The organism is Algiphilus aromaticivorans DG1253, assembly GCF_000733765.1.
Classification (GTDB): Bacteria; Pseudomonadota; Gammaproteobacteria; order Nevskiales; family Nevskiaceae; genus Algiphilus; species Algiphilus aromaticivorans.
The window spans coordinates 2,065,633-2,081,370 of the sequence record NZ_JPOG01000001.1 but is presented as its reverse complement, the minus strand read 5'-3'; the positions used below and the strand labels follow the sequence as shown (position 1 = coordinate 2,081,370).

Sequence of the window (15,738 nt, the reverse complement as noted above, 5' to 3'; positions counted from 1 at the left end):
GTGAGCGACACACCCGATCGCGACGAAAATTTCGTCGTTGCCCAGCGCCGCGAGAAGCTGGCCGCCCTGCGCGAAGCCGGCAATGCCTACCCGAATGATTTCCGGCCGGACGCCAGTGCCGACTGTCTGCACGGCCTTTATGGCGAGCTGGACGGCGAGACGCTCGAGGCCCGGGAGCGCCGCCATGCCGTCGCCGGCCGCATCGTCGCCAAGCGGGTGATGGGCAAGGCCAGCTTCATGACCATCCAGGACAGCGACGGCCGCATCCAGCTCTTCCTGCAGCGCGACGGCCTTGGCGAGGATGTCTACAAGATCTGCAAGGGCTGGGATATCGGCGACATCGTCGGCGTTTCCGGGGTGGTCTTCCGCACGCGTGCCGGCGAACTCAGCCTGCGGGCCGAATCGGTGCGGTTGCTGACGAAGTCGCTGCGTCCGCTGCCCGAGAAATGGGCCGGGCTCACCGACGTCGAGCAGCGCTATCGGCAGCGGTACGTTGATCTCATCGTCAACGAGCAGGCGCGCGAGACCTTCCGTCGCCGCACGCGGCTTTTGCGCTTCGTGCGCGACTTCTTTGACGCTCTCGGCTTCGTGGAGGTCGAGACGCCCATGTTGCAGCCCATCGCCGGCGGAGCGGCTGCCAAGCCCTTCGTGACGCACTACCACGCGCTGGGCCGCGACATGTATCTGCGCATTGCTCCAGAGCTGTACCTCAAGCGGCTGATCGTCGGCGGCTTCGAGCGTGTCTACGAGCTGAATCGCAATTTCCGCAACGAGGGGCTGTCGACGCGGCACAACCCCGAGTTCACGATGCTCGAGTTCTACCAGGCGCACAGCGACTACAGCGATCTGATGACGCGCATCGAGCATCTGGTGCGCGACGCTGCGCTGGCCGTAACCGGTGACACCACGGTCAGCTATCAGGGGGCGGACTACGACCTGTCCGAGCCCTTCCAGCGGCTGAGCATGCGCGAGGCCGTGCTGCGTCACAATCCGGAACTGGATCCAAGCGTGCTCGACGATCGCGAGCGTCTGGCCGAAGCCGCGCGCGCGGCTGGTGGCGAGGTCAAGCCCGAGTACGGCAAGGGCAAGCTGCTCACCGAGCTTTTCGAAAAGACCGTCGAATCCCGTCTCGAAGGGCCGATCTTCATTACCGAGTATCCGGCCGAGGTTTCGCCGCTGGCGCGCCGGAACAACGACAATCCCGAGGTCACCGACCGCTTCGAGTTCTTTCTCGCCGGCCGCGAGGTCGCCAACGGCTTCTCCGAGCTCAACGACCCCGATGATCAGGCCGAGCGTTTCCGCGCTCAGGTCGCTGCGCGGGACGCTGGCGACGACGAGGCCATGCACTTCGACGCCGACTACATCCGGGCGCTGGAGTACGGCATGCCGCCGACCGCGGGCGCCGGGGTGGGAATCGACCGTTTGGCGATGTTTTTGACCGATTCGGCTTCGATTCGGGATGTGTTGTTGTTTCCGCAGATGCGGCCGGAGCAGTAGCGACCTTAGGGAAACTCTGATCAATCGCCCCGATCTGGGATGATGCCGGGGCACGGAGACGATGGTGAGCCAGTCGATGAAGCAGCGGACGTTCGCGGATCTTGAGCAGGCGCACAAGAAGAAGGTGACGCGCCGCGAGAAGTTTCTGGCGGAGATGGATGCGGTTATTCCGTGGTCGCGCCTGGAGGCGTTGATTGCGCCGCACTACCCGAAGCCCAAGGCGGGCAAGCCGGGGCGCCGGCCGCTGTCGCTGGCCACCAAGCTGCGCATCTACTGCCTGCAGCAGTTCTACGGGCTGTCGGATCCAGGCGCCGAAGAGGCGCTTTACGACTCCGATGCCATGCGCCGCTTTGCCGGCATCACGCTGACGGATGAGGCGGTGCCTGACGAGAGCACGATCCTGCAGTTCCGGCGGCTGTTGGAGCGGCACGGGCTGGCCGAGCAGATCTTTGCCGAGGTCAATGCCCACCTGCGCGAGCGGGGCCTGATGCTGCGCGAAGGCACGCTGGTGGACGCCACGCTGATCCACGCGCCCAGCTCGACGAAGAACCAGAGCGGTACGCGGGATCCCGACATGAGTCAGACGCGCAAGGGCAACCAGTGGTACTTCGGCTGCAAGGCGCATATCGGCGCCGATGCCCACAGTGGCCTCGTGCACACCGTTATCGGCACAACGGCCAAAGTCGCCGACATCACCCAGACCGAAGCCCTGCTGCACGGCGAAGAACGCATCGTGCTGGGCGATGCCGGCTATCGACGCACGGGCCGCAGCCTGGATGCCCCGGCGCCCGATAGTGGACCGCGCATCGTCACGCCTTACGTGCGCAGTGCCGGCAAGGCGCTGCTGGAATGGCAGCGCGCCGCCAACCGACGTCTGGCGTCTCTGAGAGCCCGGGTCGAGCATCCGTTTCGGATTGTCAAATGCCAGTTCGGCTACACCAAGGTCCGCTATCGCGGCCTGACCAAGAACACCGCGCACCTGCACAGCCTGTTTGCCATGGCCAACCTCGTGGCGGCCCGAAGACAGCTGCTGGCGGCAGGATAGGTGCGTCCAATGACAACGAAATCGGGCTTCTGCAGAGGCTGAAGCCCCCCGAAACAGCCTTCATTTCACCCGGTGTGCAGCCTGCAATGTCTTCGCGGTCACTCATCCGACTTTGATCAGACATTCCTTAGCTCCCGGTAGCTGTAAGCAGTCTGTGCTCTGACTTGCGGATTGTCGCTTCAGGGCACCACGGTTCTTATTGGCCCCGTCTTGCTCGCGGGTTCCGCGCTTCATAGCAACGGCGCCAACGAATGTTGCCGCGCGACCGGCGCGGGGTACTTTGGTTTTGGCCAAAGTACCCAAAGCCATGGTGCCCACCGGGTGGCCTGCCGCGGCTACGCCGCGACAGGTTCCCGTCTCGGATGGCGTGCTCGGGGCACGGGCGACCAGGCCATCCCTGGCCTGGTCGCCCTCGCTCGGCATCCATGCCTCGCGACCCACTGCGCGCGCCATCCGAGCCGGCCACCCTCAAAGGGCACGGATCGTTCTGGCTCGCCGCTTCGCGGCATCGCGCAGAAGCGCTTCTGCCTTCTGCAGCGATGTCGCGAAGCGACGAGCCGTCCAGGTTGCCCCTACACCAGCGCCGGAGTGCCGGGGTGATGCGCGACCGACTTGCCGGTGGCAAGTCGCAGCGCGCATCACGGCTGGGCCAGGGAAGGCCCAGCCAGGGTCACTTGATGAGGTCCGGAAGACCGAATCTAGTGACTGCGGCAGTTATTCCTCGGAGTTCCACCACGTGCTGCCCGCCATCCATGGCGCGGCCTTGGTGCCCCAACAACCCCCGGCCCGGAAATCCCTGTCCGGGCGCTCCCAGCGCTGCGAAGTGCCACTGGCACTTCGGTCGCTGCTCGCCCCCGAGCACGCCCGGCGCTGGTGTCGGGGCGCGGTCTTTTGCTTACTTTTCTATCGCGCAATAGAAAAAGTAAGCCGCGCCTCGCTCAAACGTCAGTTCGGCAGCTCAGTGCTATAAGGGCGCGGAACCACTGCGCGGCGGGGTATTCAACCGTCTGCGCGCAGATTGCGTGGCTCCCACCCCGAACCCTAACTCGGCGAAGCCTCCTTGTCCCGTGCCTCAAAGGCCCGAACCTCAAACCGCCCCTGATCACATTCCACGACCTCCGGCGCCTCCAGCCCGCGCCAGACGACGAGCATCTCGCAGCCGTCGCTCGTGGCGACGCTGTTGACTACTTCGGCCAGTGCGTTGCCGTCGCCGCTGCGCAGCGTCAGGCCGGGCTCGGGTGGGGCGCCGCTGCCGGTCAGCCGCAGCGGCATGCGTTTGATGCCGCCGCGATAATGCATGCGCGCGATGACCTCCTGGCCGGTGAAGCAGCCCTTGTCGAAGGACAGCGCGCCGAAATGCTGCAGGCCCAGATGCTGGGCGATGTGCGCGTCGCTCTGGGCGGCGCCGACGCAGGGGAGCCCGCTGGCGATGTCGGCGGCGGCAAAGGCGCTCTCGTCGGCCGGCGCATCGCTCCCGCCACCGACCAGCCAGCTGCGCGTTGGTGTGCCGGGCGCGCGGATACGCAGGTCGTCGGAGCCCTGCTGGATCTGCCATTCCACCCCGGGGGGCGCATCGCCCACATACCCCCGCACGGCTTCTTCGGATGGAATCAGCTGTACCTTCGAGCGGAGAACGAACATCTGCAGGCGTCGCTGCATAGCCTCCACAATATCGGGCGCGATCAACAGGCCGTAGCCGCTCTGCGTGGGGAAAACGATCAGCGTGGCGAGAACGCGGCCTTTGGGTGAGTTCAGGCTGCTCAGCGCGGCGCGCTCGGGCGCGAGCTTGCGCATGTCGTTGCTGAGCTGGCCCTGGAGAAAGCTCTGGGCGTCTTCGCCTTCCACGCGCAGCAGCGCGCGATGGGGCGGGGGGCTTGTTAGCGCTGGGATATTCAATAGGATTCTCTACACGAATTGCTGCAGTGCAGGAACTGCATCATCATCAGGATGCCATGAGCGAACACCACGACAAGACCGAAAACCATCCCGAAGCCGAGGCAGAAGCGGCCGCTTCGGATACGCCAACGACTCCGAAAGCCGAAAGCGGCGATAATGCGCGCCCCCGGGAGCTGGGTGGGCGCAAGGGCCCCGAGCCGACGCGCTACGGCGACTGGGAAAAGAAGGGGCGCTGCATCGACTTCTGAGCGGCGGCGTTGAACATCGAGAACAAGGGATCGAGAGGCACCATGAGCGCTAATACTCCACAGCGGCCGTTGTCGCCCTTCATGATCGGGCCTTATTACCGCCCGCAGCTGACGTCGATGATGTCGATCACTCACCGCATCACCGGTGTGATCAATGTTGTTGGCTCCCTCGGCCTCGTCGGCTGGCTGCTGGCGATTGCCGCTGGTCCGCAGGCGTACGCCACCTTCATGGGGCACGCCGGTGCCTGGTACGGCCTGATCCTGCTCTTCGGCTGGAGCTGGACGCTGAGCTATCACCTCTGCAACGGCATCCGGCACCTGTTCTGGGACACCGGGCGCGGCTTCGAATTGTCCACTGTCTACCGCACCGGCTACGCCGTGATTGCCGGATCGCTGCTGCTGACCGCCATCGTCTGGCTGGTCGTGCTGCTCTGACGCCGCATCAAGTCTAGGAGCTGACAACATGAGTCTTCGTTCCCCGCTCTCCGAGGCGCGCGGCCTCGGTGCCGCCAAGGAAGGCACCCACCACTGGTTCATCCAGCGCATCTCGGCGGTCGCCATGGCGCCGCTCATGCTCTGGCTGCTCTTCAGCCTCGCTGCGCTGGCCGGCAGCGACTATGTCGCCGTCCGCGGCTGGGTGGCCAGCCCGCTGAACACGGCGTTGCTGCTGGTGCTGATCGCCACGCTCTTCCACCACGCGCTGCTCGGCACACAGGTCGTCATCGAGGACTACGTAGCTTCCGAGGGCAAGAAGATGGCGGCGCTGATCGCTACACGCTTCGTGCTCATCGTCGCCGCGGTGCTTGGCATCGTCGCCATTCTCAAGATTTCCCTCGGCGCCTAAGCGCCGACACTCCAGGAGCTTTTTCGCATGGCTGCCTACGAGCTGATCCATCACGAATACGACGTGGTCGTTGTCGGAGCCGGCGGCGCTGGCCTGCGGGCCACTGTCGGGCTGGCCGAGGCCGGCTTCAAGACCGCCAACATCACCAAGGTCTTCCCTACGCGCAGCCACACGGTGGCGGCGCAGGGCGGGATCTCGGCGGCGCTGTCCAACATGGGCGACGACGACTGGCGCTGGCACATGTACGACACCATCAAGGGGTCGGACTGGCTGGGCGATCAGGACGCCGTGCAGTACATGTGCCGCGAGGCGATCCCGGCCGTGGTCGAGCTGGAGCACTGGGGCGTGCCCTTCTCGCGCACCGAGGAAGGCAAGATCTATCAGCGGCCCTTCGGCGGCATGACCACGCACTACGGTGAGGGCACCGCCCAGCGCACATGTGCGGCGGCCGACCGTACCGGTCACGCCATGCTGCACGCGATGTATCAGCAGTCCCTCAAGTGTCGCGCTCAGTTCTACGTCGAGTTCTTCGCGCTCGATCTGATCATGGACGAGGATGGTGTCTGTCGCGGCGTCATCGCCTGGGACCTGGCCAACGGCACGCTGCACCGCTTCCGCGCGCACCGCGTCATTCTGGCGACGGGCGGCTACGGCCGCGCCTACTTCTCGGCGACTTCGGCGCACACCTGCACGGGCGACGGCAACGGCATGGTGCTGCGCGCGGGCCTGCCCATGCAGGACATGGAGTTCGTGCAGTTCCATCCCACCGGCATCTACGGTGCCGGTTGCCTCATCACGGAGGGCGCGCGCGGCGAGGGCGGGTACCTGACGAATTCGGAAGGCGAACGCTTCATGGAGCGCTACGCGCCCAGCCGCAAGGATCTCGCATCGCGCGATGTTGTCTCCCGGTCGATGACCATCGAGATCCGCGAAGGCCGCGGCGTCGGCCCGAACAAGGACCACATCTTCCTGCACCTGGAGCATCTCGGCCCGGAAGTGTTGCACGAGCGCCTGCCCGGCATTACCGAGACCGCACAGATATTCGCCGGTGTCGACGCCACCAAGGCGCCCATCCCAGTGCTGCCGACGGTGCACTACAACATGGGTGGTATCCCGACGCTCTACACGGGCGAGGTCGTTACCTCAGAGGGCGGCGACGAGAACAAGGTCGTCGAGGGCCTGATGGCGGCGGGCGAGGCGGCCTGCGTCTCGGTCCACGGCGCCAATCGCCTGGGCTCGAACTCGCTGCTGGATCTGGTTGTCTTCGGCCGCTCGGTGGCGCAGCGCTGTGCCGAGACCATGAAGCCGAACCAGGCGCACAAGCCCATATCCGGCGCCTGCGAGGAGAAGATCCTCGACCGCTTCGACCGTCTGCGCAACGCCGACGGCAGCCGGGGCACGGCCGAAGTGCGCGCCGAGATGCAGAAGGTCATGCAGGACCACGCCGCGGTCTTCCGCACCGGCGAGTCGCTGGACGAGGGCATGGACAAGCTGCGCAAGACGGCTTCGAGCTTCAACGACATCGCCGTGTCGGACCGCTCGCTGATCTGGAACTCCGATCTCGTCGAGACGCTGGAACTGGACAATCTGATGGGCTGTGCGCTGACAACGCTTTCCAGCGCGCAGAACCGCAAGGAGTCGCGCGGCGCGCATGCGCGCGAGGACTTCCCGGACCGCGACGACAACGAGTGGATGAAGCACAGCCTCTGCTGGCGCGAGAGCGACACCGAGGCGCGCATCGAGTATCGCTCGGTACACATGTACACCATCGACGACGAGATCGACGTCATCGCGCCCCAGAAGCGCGTCTACTGATCAGGAGAAGCAGATGGCCGAATTCAAGCTTCCCAAGGGCTCGCGCCCGCAGCCCGGCAAGTTTTTCCCCTCGAAGGCCGCCAACAAGCGCGCCTTCAAGATCTATCGCTATGATCCCGACGGCGGCGGCAATCCGAGTGTGGACACCTACGAGGTGGACATGGACAGCTGCGGTCCGATGGTTCTGGACGCGCTGATCAAGATCAAGAACGAGATCGACCCCACGCTGACCTTCCGCCGCTCCTGCCGCGAGGGCATCTGCGGCAGCTGCGCGATGAACATCGACGGCACCAACACGCTGGCCTGTCTCAAGGGCCACGACGAGGTCGCCGGCGAGGTCAGCATCTATCCGCTGCCGCACATGCCGGTGGTCAAGGACCTCGTGCCGGACCTGACGCACTTCTACGCCCAGTACGAATCCATCGAGCCCTGGCTGAAGACCGACACGCCGGCGCCGACGCGCGAGCGTCTGCAGACCCCCGAGGATCGCGCCGAGCTCGACGGTCTCTACGAATGCATCCTCTGCGCCTGTTGCTCGACGTCCTGCCCGAGCTACTGGTGGAACGGCGACCGCTATCTCGGACCTGCCGTGCTGCTGCAGGCCTACCGCTGGCTGGCCGACTCCCGAGACGAAGCCACCGGCGAGCGGCTGGATGCGCTGGAGGATCCCTTCAAGCTCTATCGCTGCCACACCATCATGAACTGTGCGAAGACCTGTCCGAAGGGCCTCAACCCGGCCAAGGCCATCGCCGAGACCAAGAAGATGCTGGTCGAGCGCCGCACCTGAGCGCGCGTCGCTCGGATCGTCTCCAAGTCCGGATGCCGGCCCGTTCGCGAGCCGGCATTTTTTAATACGGCGTTGACGGCGCCGTGCAACGGTCTCCGCTAGGATGCCCTGAGATATCCAGGAGGAGACGCACAGGTGTCCGGAGGCGAGCTGCTGGTCGAGTACCCTCATCGCTTGTCCATTCCCACCCGATGGAAGGACAACGATGTCTATGGTCACGTCAACAATGTCGAGTACTACAGCTTCTTCGATACGGTAATTAATCGTTACCTGATCGCCGAGGGCGGGCTCGACATTCATCGCGGCGAGATCATCGGCCTCTGCGTGGCCTCGGAATGTGCCTTCATGGCCTCGCTTGCCTTTCCGGAAACGGTGACTGCCGGTCTGCGTGTCACCAAGCTCGGCAACAGCAGTGTGCACTACGGTATCGGCCTCTTCGCCGAAGGCAAGGAAACGGCGGCGGCCACCGGTCGTTTCGTGCACGTCTTCGTCGACCGCTCCAGCCGCCGGCCGGTGACCATGCCCGAGGCACTGCGTGCAGCGCTGTCCGCGATACAGATTTCGCACGGCAGCGAGGAAACGCGATGACGACCATCACTCGTGGCGCCGTGCTGCGCGAGATGGGGGCTGCGCAGCCCTATGCCGAAACCCGGCCCCTGAAGATCGAGACCCTGGAACTGGCGCCGCCGGGCCCGGGGGAGATTCAGGTCCGTGTGCGCGCCGCCGGTATCTGCCACTCGGATTTGTCGGTGGTCAACGGTTCGCGGCCCCGGCCGATGCCGATGGTGCTGGGGCACGAGGCTGCCGGTGACGTCGAGGCCGTCGGCCCGGATGTCGCCGACTTCGCACCGGGCGACCGCGTGGTCTTTTCCTTCGTGCCGGCCTGCGGTACATGTTCCTACTGCGCCGAAGGGCGGCCTGTTCTCTGCGTTCCCGGCGCGGCCGCCAATAGCGCCGGGACGCTGCTCTCCGGCGCCCGCCGCTGGCGCGATAGTGACGGCGCGGAGTGCCACCACCACCTCGGCGTCTCGGCCTTTGCCGAGCGCACAGTGGTTTCCACGCGCTCGGCTGTGCGCATCGACCCCGATCTACCCGTGGAGATTGCCGCGCTCTTCGGTTGCGCGGTCATGACCGGCGTCGGTGCCGCGGTCAACACCGCCGCTGTTCGTCCCGGCGAGTCGGTCGCGGTCTTCGGCATGGGGGGCGTCGGGCTCGCCGCGTTGCTCGGCGCGATCGCTGCCGGTGCCTGGCCGGTGGTGGCGGTTGATCCGGTCGCCGCCAAGCGCGAATTGGCGCTGTCGCTGGGCGCGACGCATGTGGTCGACCCCACCGCAGAGGATGCCGTCGAGGCAGTGCGCGCGCATACCGGCGGCGGTGCCGCGCACGCCGTCGAGACGGTGGGCAGTGAGAAGGTGCTTGAGCAGGCCTATTTCGCTACCGTGCGCGGCGGTCAGACCGTGACGGTGGGCCTGCCGCATCCCGAGCGCATGCTCAGCATTCCGGCGGTGAGCCTGGTTGCCGAGGAACGCACACTGCGTGGCAGCTACATGGGCTCGGCGGTGGTCTCGCGCGACGTGCCGCGTTTTCTCTCGCTTTACCGTGCCGGCCGGCTGCCGGTGGATAAGCTGCTCACGCACGAGCTCGCTCTGGACGGTATCAACGCAGCCTTCGACCGATTGGCGCGTGCCGAGGCCGTGCGGCAGGTGATCCGCTTCGACGATTGAGGCCTCGGGCGGGCAGCGCGCCGAGCGCGGCCGATATACTGCCACCCATGAGTGAGACCGCCCTTCCCAAGCATCTGCACTGGCGTATGCGCCGGGGCATGAAGGAGCTCGACCTGGTGCTGACGCGCTGGGCCGAGGCCAACTATCTTTCGGCCTCCGAGGTCCATCGCGCGGCCTTCGACGAGCTGCTGCTGCGAGAGGACCCGGATATCTGGTCGTGGCTGATGGGCTACGCCCCGGCACCGGAAGGGGCCATGAGCGAGCTGATTGATGCGCTCCGTGCCTACCGTTGACGTCGCTCTCGGCCACAGCGTGCGCGGCGTTGCTGCGCTCAGCCTGTTGCACGCCGGCGCGCTGATCCTGCTCATGCTGGCCATGCCGGACGGCGTGGGTATGGCGCTGGCGGCGCTGGGCGTGGCTGCCTCCTGGCTGTACGCGCGCCGGCATCCGGCGCTGGGCTTCGGCAGCCGTTCGCCGAGCCGCCTGCTCTGGCGTGAGGACGGCAGCTGGCAGCTGGCCTTTTCCGACGGCGAGCTGCAGCCGGCCGAACTGTTGCCGATGAGCGTCGTGCGCGGACCGGTACCGGTTCTGCGCTTCCGTACCGGTGGCGGTCGCGTGGCGCGTGTGCTGCTCGGCGACGAAGCCGAGCCGGAGCCACTGCACCGGCTGCGCATGCGTCTCGCTACCGAAGCCCACGACGGCGAGCGAGCGCAATGAGGCGCGCACTGCTGATCGTCGCGACAGCGCTGCTGGCGGCCTGCGCCTCGGCGCCCAAGGGCGTGCCGCCGTTGCCGCGTGCCGAGGCAGTGGATATCGATCGCTTCATGGGCGACTGGTACGTCATCGCTCATGCCCCGACGGCACCCGAGCGCGACGCCTTCAACGCCGTGGAGCGTTATGGCTTGTGCCCCGATGGACGCGTCGCTACGGTTTTTCGCTTCCGCGAGCGCGGCTTCGACGGCCAGCGCGAGATCCTGCGCCCCACCGGCTTTCCGGATGCCGGAAGCGGTTACGCTGAGTGGGGCATGCAGTTCCTCTGGCCCTTCCGCGCCGAGTACATCGTCGCCTGGCTGGGCGAGGATTACCAGACCACGATCATCGCGCGCAGCGCGCGCGACTACGTGTGGTTGATGCACCGCGAAGCAGCCATGCCCCCGCAGGCGCTGGAGGCGGCGCTGCAGCGAATAGCGGGCATGGGGTACGAGCGCAGCGCGCTGCGCATGGTGCCGCAGCGCTGGCCCGAGGTCGACGGCAGCATGGGGCCCGGCGACGCGTCAAAGCCGCGCTGCGACTAGCTGGCGAGCCTGCTCTCGGCGATTGGCAGCAGTTTCGGTGTCTCTTCGCCGGGGGCGAGCAGGCTCCAGCGCGCATCGGGATGCGGTGCCGGGTGATCGAGGGTGTAATGCAGGCCGCGACTCTCGTCCCGGACTCGCGCCGAGCGCACGATCAGGTCCGAGACCGTCACCAGGTTGCGCAGCTCGATGAGATCCGGGCTGATGTGGAAGTTGCCGTAGAACTCCTCGATCTCGCTCTGTAGCAGCGCAACGCGGTGCGCGGCCCGACTCAGCCGCTTGTCGGTGCGCACGATACCGACGTAGTCCCACATGAAGCGGCGCAGCTCCTGCCAGTTGTGCGAGATGACGACGTCCTCGTCGGAATCGGTGACGCGCGATGCGTCCCACGGCGCCAGCGAAGCTCCGTCGGGCGCCGGTCGCCGTTCTGTGATGTCTGTTGCCGCGCCCTCGGCCATGACCAGGCATTCGAGCAAAGAGTTGGAGGCCATGCGGTTGGCGCCGTGCAGGCCGGTGCAGGCGACCTCGCCAATGGCATAGAGGCCGGCGAGGTCGGTGCGTCCGGCGGCGTCGCTGAGCACGCCGCCGCAGGTGTAGTGCGCTGCCGGCACGATGGGGATGGGTTCGCGCGTGATGTCGATGCCCAGCTCGGCGCAGCGCGCATGAATGGAGGGGAAGTGGCTGCGGATGAAATCGGCGTCACGGTGCGAAATATCCAGCCAGAGATGGTCCGCACCCAGGCGCTTCATTTCGTGATCGATGGCCCGCGCCACGATGTCGCGTGGCGCCAGTTCCGCGCGCTCATCGAAGCGCGGCATGAAGCGCGTGCCATCGGGAAGCTGGAGCACGGCGCCTTCGCCGCGCAGTGCCTCGCTGATCAGCAGCGAGCGCGCGGTAGGGTGGAAGAGGCAGGTCGGGTGGAACTGCATGAATTCCATGTTCGCCACCCGGCAGCCCGCGCGCCAGGCCATGGCGATGCCGTCGCCGCTGGCGCCGCTGGGGTTGCTGGAGTAGAGGTAAACCATGTTGGCGCCACCGGTAGCCAGCACCACCGCTGCTGCGGGCTCGGCCACCACCTCGTGGCTGTGCGCATCCATCAAGTAGGCGCCGACGACGCGCTTGCCGTGCGCGTCGCGGATGAGGTCCACGGCGAAGGCATTCTCGCGGACCGTGATCAGCGGTTCCGCCAGCACGAGATCGGCCAGTGTCGTGGCCACGGCAGCGCCGGTGGCGTCGGCGGCGTGCACGATGCGGCGGAAGGAATGCCCGCCTTCGCGCGTCAGGTGCAGTCGGCCGTCGCCTCCGGTTTCGTCGGGAGTGAAGACCACCCCGCGTTCGACCAGCCACTCGATGCAGGCGGGACCGCGCGCGACTACTCGGCGCACCAGCTCCGGGTCGCAAAGCCCGCCGCCGGCCTGGACGGTGTCGGCGACATGCGACTCCAGCGAGTCCGCCGCGTCCAGCACGGCCGATATGCCACCCTGTGCCCAGAGCGTGGCGCCGGAACACAGCTCGGTCTTGGAGACTACGGTGCTGCGTACCCCTTGTTCCGCGAGACGGAGCGCGCAGGCCAGTCCTGCCGCGCCGCTGCCCAGGATGAGCACTTCAGCTTTCTGCACGATCGAGATATCCCCATGGGCGGCCGGGTCGGGCGCCGGCCTGCGACTTGCTACACTCCGCCGGCACGATACCGGGGTTTTTGGTCGTGCAGTCTGACATGTCCTGTAACACGTTGATGCGCGGGTCGCGCGCACCGTGAACCGCGCCTAAATGACCGAAGAACTACTAGACGAAGAGCTGGTGCGACGCGCGCAGGACGGGCAACCGCGCGCCTTCGATCTGCTCGTCATGCGCCACCAGGCGAAGGTGGTGCAGCTCGTCTCGCGCTTCGTGGGCGAGGGTGATGCCCCCGACGTTGCACAGGAGGCCTTCATCAAGGCTTACCGGGCGCTGCCCAAGTTCAAGGGCGACTCGGCCTTCTACACCTGGCTCTACCGCATCGCCATCAACACGGCGAAGAATCAGCTCGTTTCGCGCAAGCGCCGCCCGCAGGCCCAGGACATCGACGCTCAGGATGCCGAGCTCTACGGTCATACCGAGCAGATGAGCGACATCGACACCCCCGAGGCTCAGCTGCTCACCGGCGAGATCCAGCAGGCGGTCATCAACGCCATCGACGAATTGCCACCGGATCTCAAGCAGGCCATCACCCTGCGCGAGCTGGAGGGCCTGTCCTACGAGGAGATCGCCGAGGCCATGGATTGCCCCATCGGTACCGTGCGCTCGCGAATCTTCCGGGCGCGCGCCGTGGTAGACGAGGTGCTGGCACCGCTCATCGACAAGCCATCCCAGCGCAGCGGCTGAATGGCCGGGGCGACGGAACTTTATCGCGGCAGCGTGGTATATCTGACATCATCATGCGTATTCGCGTGTTCAGCGAGGATTTAGGCGGCATGCAGCAGAACGACGAGCTTTTCTCGGCACTACTCGACGGCGAGCTGGCGCCTGACGAAATCGACACCCTGATTGAGGCTCTCGACCGGGAGCCTGGGGCCGCCGGTACTGCGGCTCGCTGGAGCGCTATCGGCGCGGGCATGCGCGGCCAGGGCAGTAGCCCCGGCAGCATTCTCGGCGGCGTACGTGCCGCCATCGATGCCGAGCCGCTTCGGCCCCGCGTGTCCAGCCTCGGTGCGGCGCGCGAGCAACGCCGAATGCGCCGCCGCTGGGCGCTACCCGCTACCGGACTGGCGGCCGCTGCGAGCATTGCGCTGGCTGTCTTGCTGCTACCCACGGTGATGCAGGAAGGCGCGCCACTGCAGCCGGCCGCAGACGTAGCCGGCGGTGCCGTGGTTGCCCGCGTTGCCGACGACGGAGCCGTTGCGGAGCAGTCTAGTAGTAGCTCCACGACGCAGACCCGGCTCGCCGCCGGCGAGCCCGCGCACAGGGTGCGCGAAGAAATCCTCAATACCTATTTCATCGAGTACGCGAGCCATCGTTCGGCCCAAGGCATCGGCGGCCCGCTCGGTTACGCGCGCTACGCCGCGCACAACGCGGACATTCCAAGCGCCCAGCCGCGATGATGCGGCGCCAGCTCGGCTTTCTCGTCCTTCTCGGGCTGCCGCTGTGGGGCTGGGCCGAGAGCCCGGAGCCGGCGGAGCTCATTGCCCGGATGAGCGAGGCGGTCCGCACGCAGACCTATTCCGGAACCGTGGTTTATAGCAGTGATGCGCGCATGGAAACGCTGCGTGTGCTGCATGAGTTCCGCAACGGTGAGGTGCGTGAGCGACTCAGTTCGTTGACCGGTGACGCGCGCGAGATCTACCGCAACAACGAGGAAGTGATCTGCGTCCTGCCGGAGCAGAAGATCATCACCGTTGATCGCCGCGCGCACCAAGCAGCGAGTCTGCTGCCTTCGCTGCGGCAGGACAACATCACGGCCATGGCCGATCGCTACCGCTTCGAACATCTCGGGGAGAAGCGCATCGCCGGCCGGATGTGCGAGGGCGTGCGTGTTTCTCCGCGCGATGACATGCGCTACGGCTACGAGTACTGGCTCGATGCCGAAACCAGCCTGCCATTACGCGTGATCGTGTTGAACCCCGACGGCGAACGCATCGAGGAGATGATGTTCACCGACATTACCTTCGGCGAGCATTTCGACGATGCGCGCTTCGAGCGCGATTCGGCGAGCGACGACTATCGCGTTATCCGCCACGCCGACGAATCGCCGCGGTTGCGTGTCCCGGCGCGCTGGTCGCTGCGCGAGTCGCCGCCCGGCTTCCGCAAGATTTCCCACTCGGTGCGCAAGGGTGCAGACGATCGCGTGCCGGTGGAACATTTCCTGTTTTCCGACGGCTTGGCCACCATCTCGGTCTATGGCGCGAATGCGGCCGACGGTCGGCTGGACGACATGGCGCCGCAGAGTTCCCGAATGGGAGCGCTCAACGTTGCCTCCCGCGTCATCGATGGCCATCAGGTCACGGTAGTCGGCGAGGTGCCGGCGGTCACTGTGCAATGGGTGGTCGACCGCTTGAGCCTGGAGTCGGCGCAAAGCGACACGGCAGCTGCCTTCGAGCCATTGCCGGAGCCTGTCGGAGAAGCTGGCGATGATTGAAGAGCGCGCTATCGTCACGCGCATCGACGCCGACCAGGTCTATGTGCAGGCGCTGAACATGGGTAACTGCAAGCGCTGCGCCGAGGGCCGTGGCTGTGGCGGTGGCCTGCTCGGCCGCCTCGGCCGGCACAGGCGACATGCGATTCCGGTGACCACGAAGATCGCGGACCTGCAGTCCGGCGATCCGGTGGTTGTCGGCATCGGCAGCGATGCACTGCTGCGTGCCTCGGTCATGGTCTATCTGATGCCCCTGGTCGGCATGATCGGCATGGGCGCGGTCGCGCGCCTGGGCCTGGGCGCCGGCGATCTGCTGGTGGCAGCCTTCGCCGTGGCGGGGCTGGCTGGCGGCCTGCTCTATGTCCGCTGGAAGAGCGAATCGGTGGATGCCAGCCAGTTCCGTCCCGTCGTGCTCCGGCGCGACCGCTTCGGCGCGGACAGTTGCCCGCGCCTCAACGACGAATACTGAAATTGGGAGA

The 15,738-nt window shown here is 66.3% G+C and carries 18 protein-coding genes; 16 read left to right on the top strand and 2 right to left on the bottom strand.

Annotated elements, in window-relative coordinates:
* Together lysS and U743_RS09755 are read left to right on the top strand one after the other, a co-directional pair.
* A complete protein-coding gene (gene lysS / locus U743_RS09760) occupies positions 1-1,497 on the top strand; it encodes a lysine--tRNA ligase (protein WP_043767733.1) in 1,497 nt (498 codons plus the stop codon).
* A 76-nt stretch (positions 1,498-1,573) separates the two neighbouring features.
* Positions 1,574-2,542 carry an IS5 family transposase gene (locus U743_RS09755; protein ID WP_043770774.1) on the top strand — a complete coding sequence of 323 codons (969 nt, stop codon included), beginning with the start codon at positions 1,574-1,576 and terminating at the stop codon, positions 2,540-2,542.
* Between the two features lie 1,041 nt (positions 2,543-3,583).
* Here U743_RS09755 and ygfZ read toward each other — a convergent pair.
* Entirely contained in the window at positions 3,584-4,387 is an 804-nt protein-coding gene (ygfZ, locus tag U743_RS09750) for a CAF17-like 4Fe-4S cluster assembly/insertion protein YgfZ (protein ID WP_052367845.1), read from the bottom strand.
* Positions 4,388-4,494: 107 nt separating this feature from the next.
* On the opposite strand from ygfZ, the gene U743_RS09745 reads away from it, so the two are divergent.
* The 10 genes from U743_RS09745 to U743_RS09700 all read left to right on the top strand — a co-directional run bounded on the left by U743_RS09745 (position 4,495) and on the right by U743_RS09700 (position 11,151).
* Positions 4,495-4,686 carry a DUF1674 domain-containing protein gene (locus U743_RS09745; protein WP_043771821.1) on the top strand — a complete coding sequence of 64 codons (192 nt, stop codon included), beginning with the start codon at positions 4,495-4,497 and terminating at the stop codon, positions 4,684-4,686.
* Between the two features lie 42 nt (positions 4,687-4,728).
* Positions 4,729-5,121 carry a succinate dehydrogenase, cytochrome b556 subunit gene (sdhC, locus tag U743_RS09740; RefSeq protein WP_043767730.1) on the top strand — a complete coding sequence of 131 codons (393 nt, stop codon included), beginning with the start codon at positions 4,729-4,731 and terminating at the stop codon, positions 5,119-5,121.
* Positions 5,122-5,149: 28 nt separating this feature from the next.
* Positions 5,150-5,530, top strand: coding sequence for a succinate dehydrogenase, hydrophobic membrane anchor protein (sdhD, locus tag U743_RS09735; protein ID WP_043767727.1), 381 nt, complete (start codon positions 5,150-5,152; stop codon positions 5,528-5,530).
* Between the two features lie 27 nt (positions 5,531-5,557).
* Positions 5,558-7,345, top strand: a complete 1,788-nt coding sequence (gene sdhA, locus U743_RS09730) for a succinate dehydrogenase flavoprotein subunit (RefSeq protein WP_043767725.1) — start codon at positions 5,558-5,560, stop codon at positions 7,343-7,345.
* Positions 7,346-7,358: 13 nt separating this feature from the next.
* Positions 7,359-8,132, top strand: a complete 774-nt coding sequence (locus U743_RS09725) for a succinate dehydrogenase iron-sulfur subunit (RefSeq protein WP_043767724.1) — start codon at positions 7,359-7,361, stop codon at positions 8,130-8,132.
* A gap of 135 nt (positions 8,133-8,267) precedes the next feature.
* Positions 8,268-8,720 carry an acyl-CoA thioesterase gene (locus U743_RS09720; RefSeq protein WP_043767721.1) on the top strand — a complete coding sequence of 151 codons (453 nt, stop codon included), beginning with the start codon at positions 8,268-8,270 and terminating at the stop codon, positions 8,718-8,720.
* Positions 8,717-9,856, top strand: a complete 1,140-nt coding sequence (locus tag U743_RS09715) for a zinc-dependent alcohol dehydrogenase family protein (RefSeq protein ID WP_043767718.1) — start codon at positions 8,717-8,719, stop codon at positions 9,854-9,856. Before U743_RS09720 ends, U743_RS09715 begins: the two co-directional genes overlap by 4 nt.
* Positions 9,857-9,903: 47 nt before the next feature.
* A complete protein-coding gene (locus tag U743_RS09710) occupies positions 9,904-10,149 on the top strand; it encodes an FAD assembly factor SdhE (protein ID WP_043767714.1) in 246 nt (81 codons plus the stop codon).
* Positions 10,136-10,573 (top strand): hypothetical protein, encoded by a 438-nt coding sequence (locus U743_RS09705; RefSeq protein ID WP_156966399.1) that lies wholly within the window; start codon positions 10,136-10,138, stop codon positions 10,571-10,573. The genes U743_RS09710 and U743_RS09705 overlap by 14 nt, the downstream gene beginning before the upstream one ends.
* Positions 10,570-11,151: a lipocalin family protein gene (locus U743_RS09700; protein WP_052367843.1), complete on the top strand. Its 582-nt coding sequence runs from the start codon at positions 10,570-10,572 to the stop codon at positions 11,149-11,151. The genes U743_RS09705 and U743_RS09700 overlap by 4 nt, the downstream gene beginning before the upstream one ends.
* On the opposite strand, the gene nadB is transcribed toward U743_RS09700, so the two are convergent.
* Entirely contained in the window at positions 11,148-12,767 is a 1,620-nt protein-coding gene (gene nadB, locus U743_RS09695) for an L-aspartate oxidase (RefSeq protein ID WP_084191461.1), read from the bottom strand. The two genes, U743_RS09700 and nadB, sit on opposite strands and share 4 nt — an antisense overlap.
* A gap of 151 nt (positions 12,768-12,918) precedes the next feature.
* Between nadB and rpoE the strand changes: the two genes are divergently transcribed.
* From rpoE to U743_RS09675, 4 genes are all read left to right on the top strand, one after another.
* Positions 12,919-13,512, top strand: coding sequence for an RNA polymerase sigma factor RpoE (rpoE, locus tag U743_RS09690; RefSeq protein WP_043767710.1), 594 nt, complete (start codon positions 12,919-12,921; stop codon positions 13,510-13,512).
* Positions 13,513-13,601: 89 nt separating this feature from the next.
* Positions 13,602-14,228 (top strand): sigma-E factor negative regulatory protein, encoded by a 627-nt coding sequence (locus tag U743_RS09685; RefSeq protein ID WP_198021991.1) that lies wholly within the window; start codon positions 13,602-13,604, stop codon positions 14,226-14,228.
* Positions 14,225-15,262 carry a MucB/RseB C-terminal domain-containing protein gene (locus U743_RS09680; RefSeq protein WP_043767706.1) on the top strand — a complete coding sequence of 346 codons (1,038 nt, stop codon included), beginning with the start codon at positions 14,225-14,227 and terminating at the stop codon, positions 15,260-15,262. The genes U743_RS09685 and U743_RS09680 overlap by 4 nt, the downstream gene beginning before the upstream one ends.
* The gene (locus U743_RS09675; protein ID WP_052367841.1) at positions 15,255-15,728 is read left to right on the top strand and encodes a SoxR reducing system RseC family protein; all 474 of its coding nucleotides are present in this window, start codon (positions 15,255-15,257) and stop codon (positions 15,726-15,728) included. Before U743_RS09680 ends, U743_RS09675 begins: the two co-directional genes overlap by 8 nt.
* Positions 15,729-15,738 lie beyond the last annotated feature (10 nt).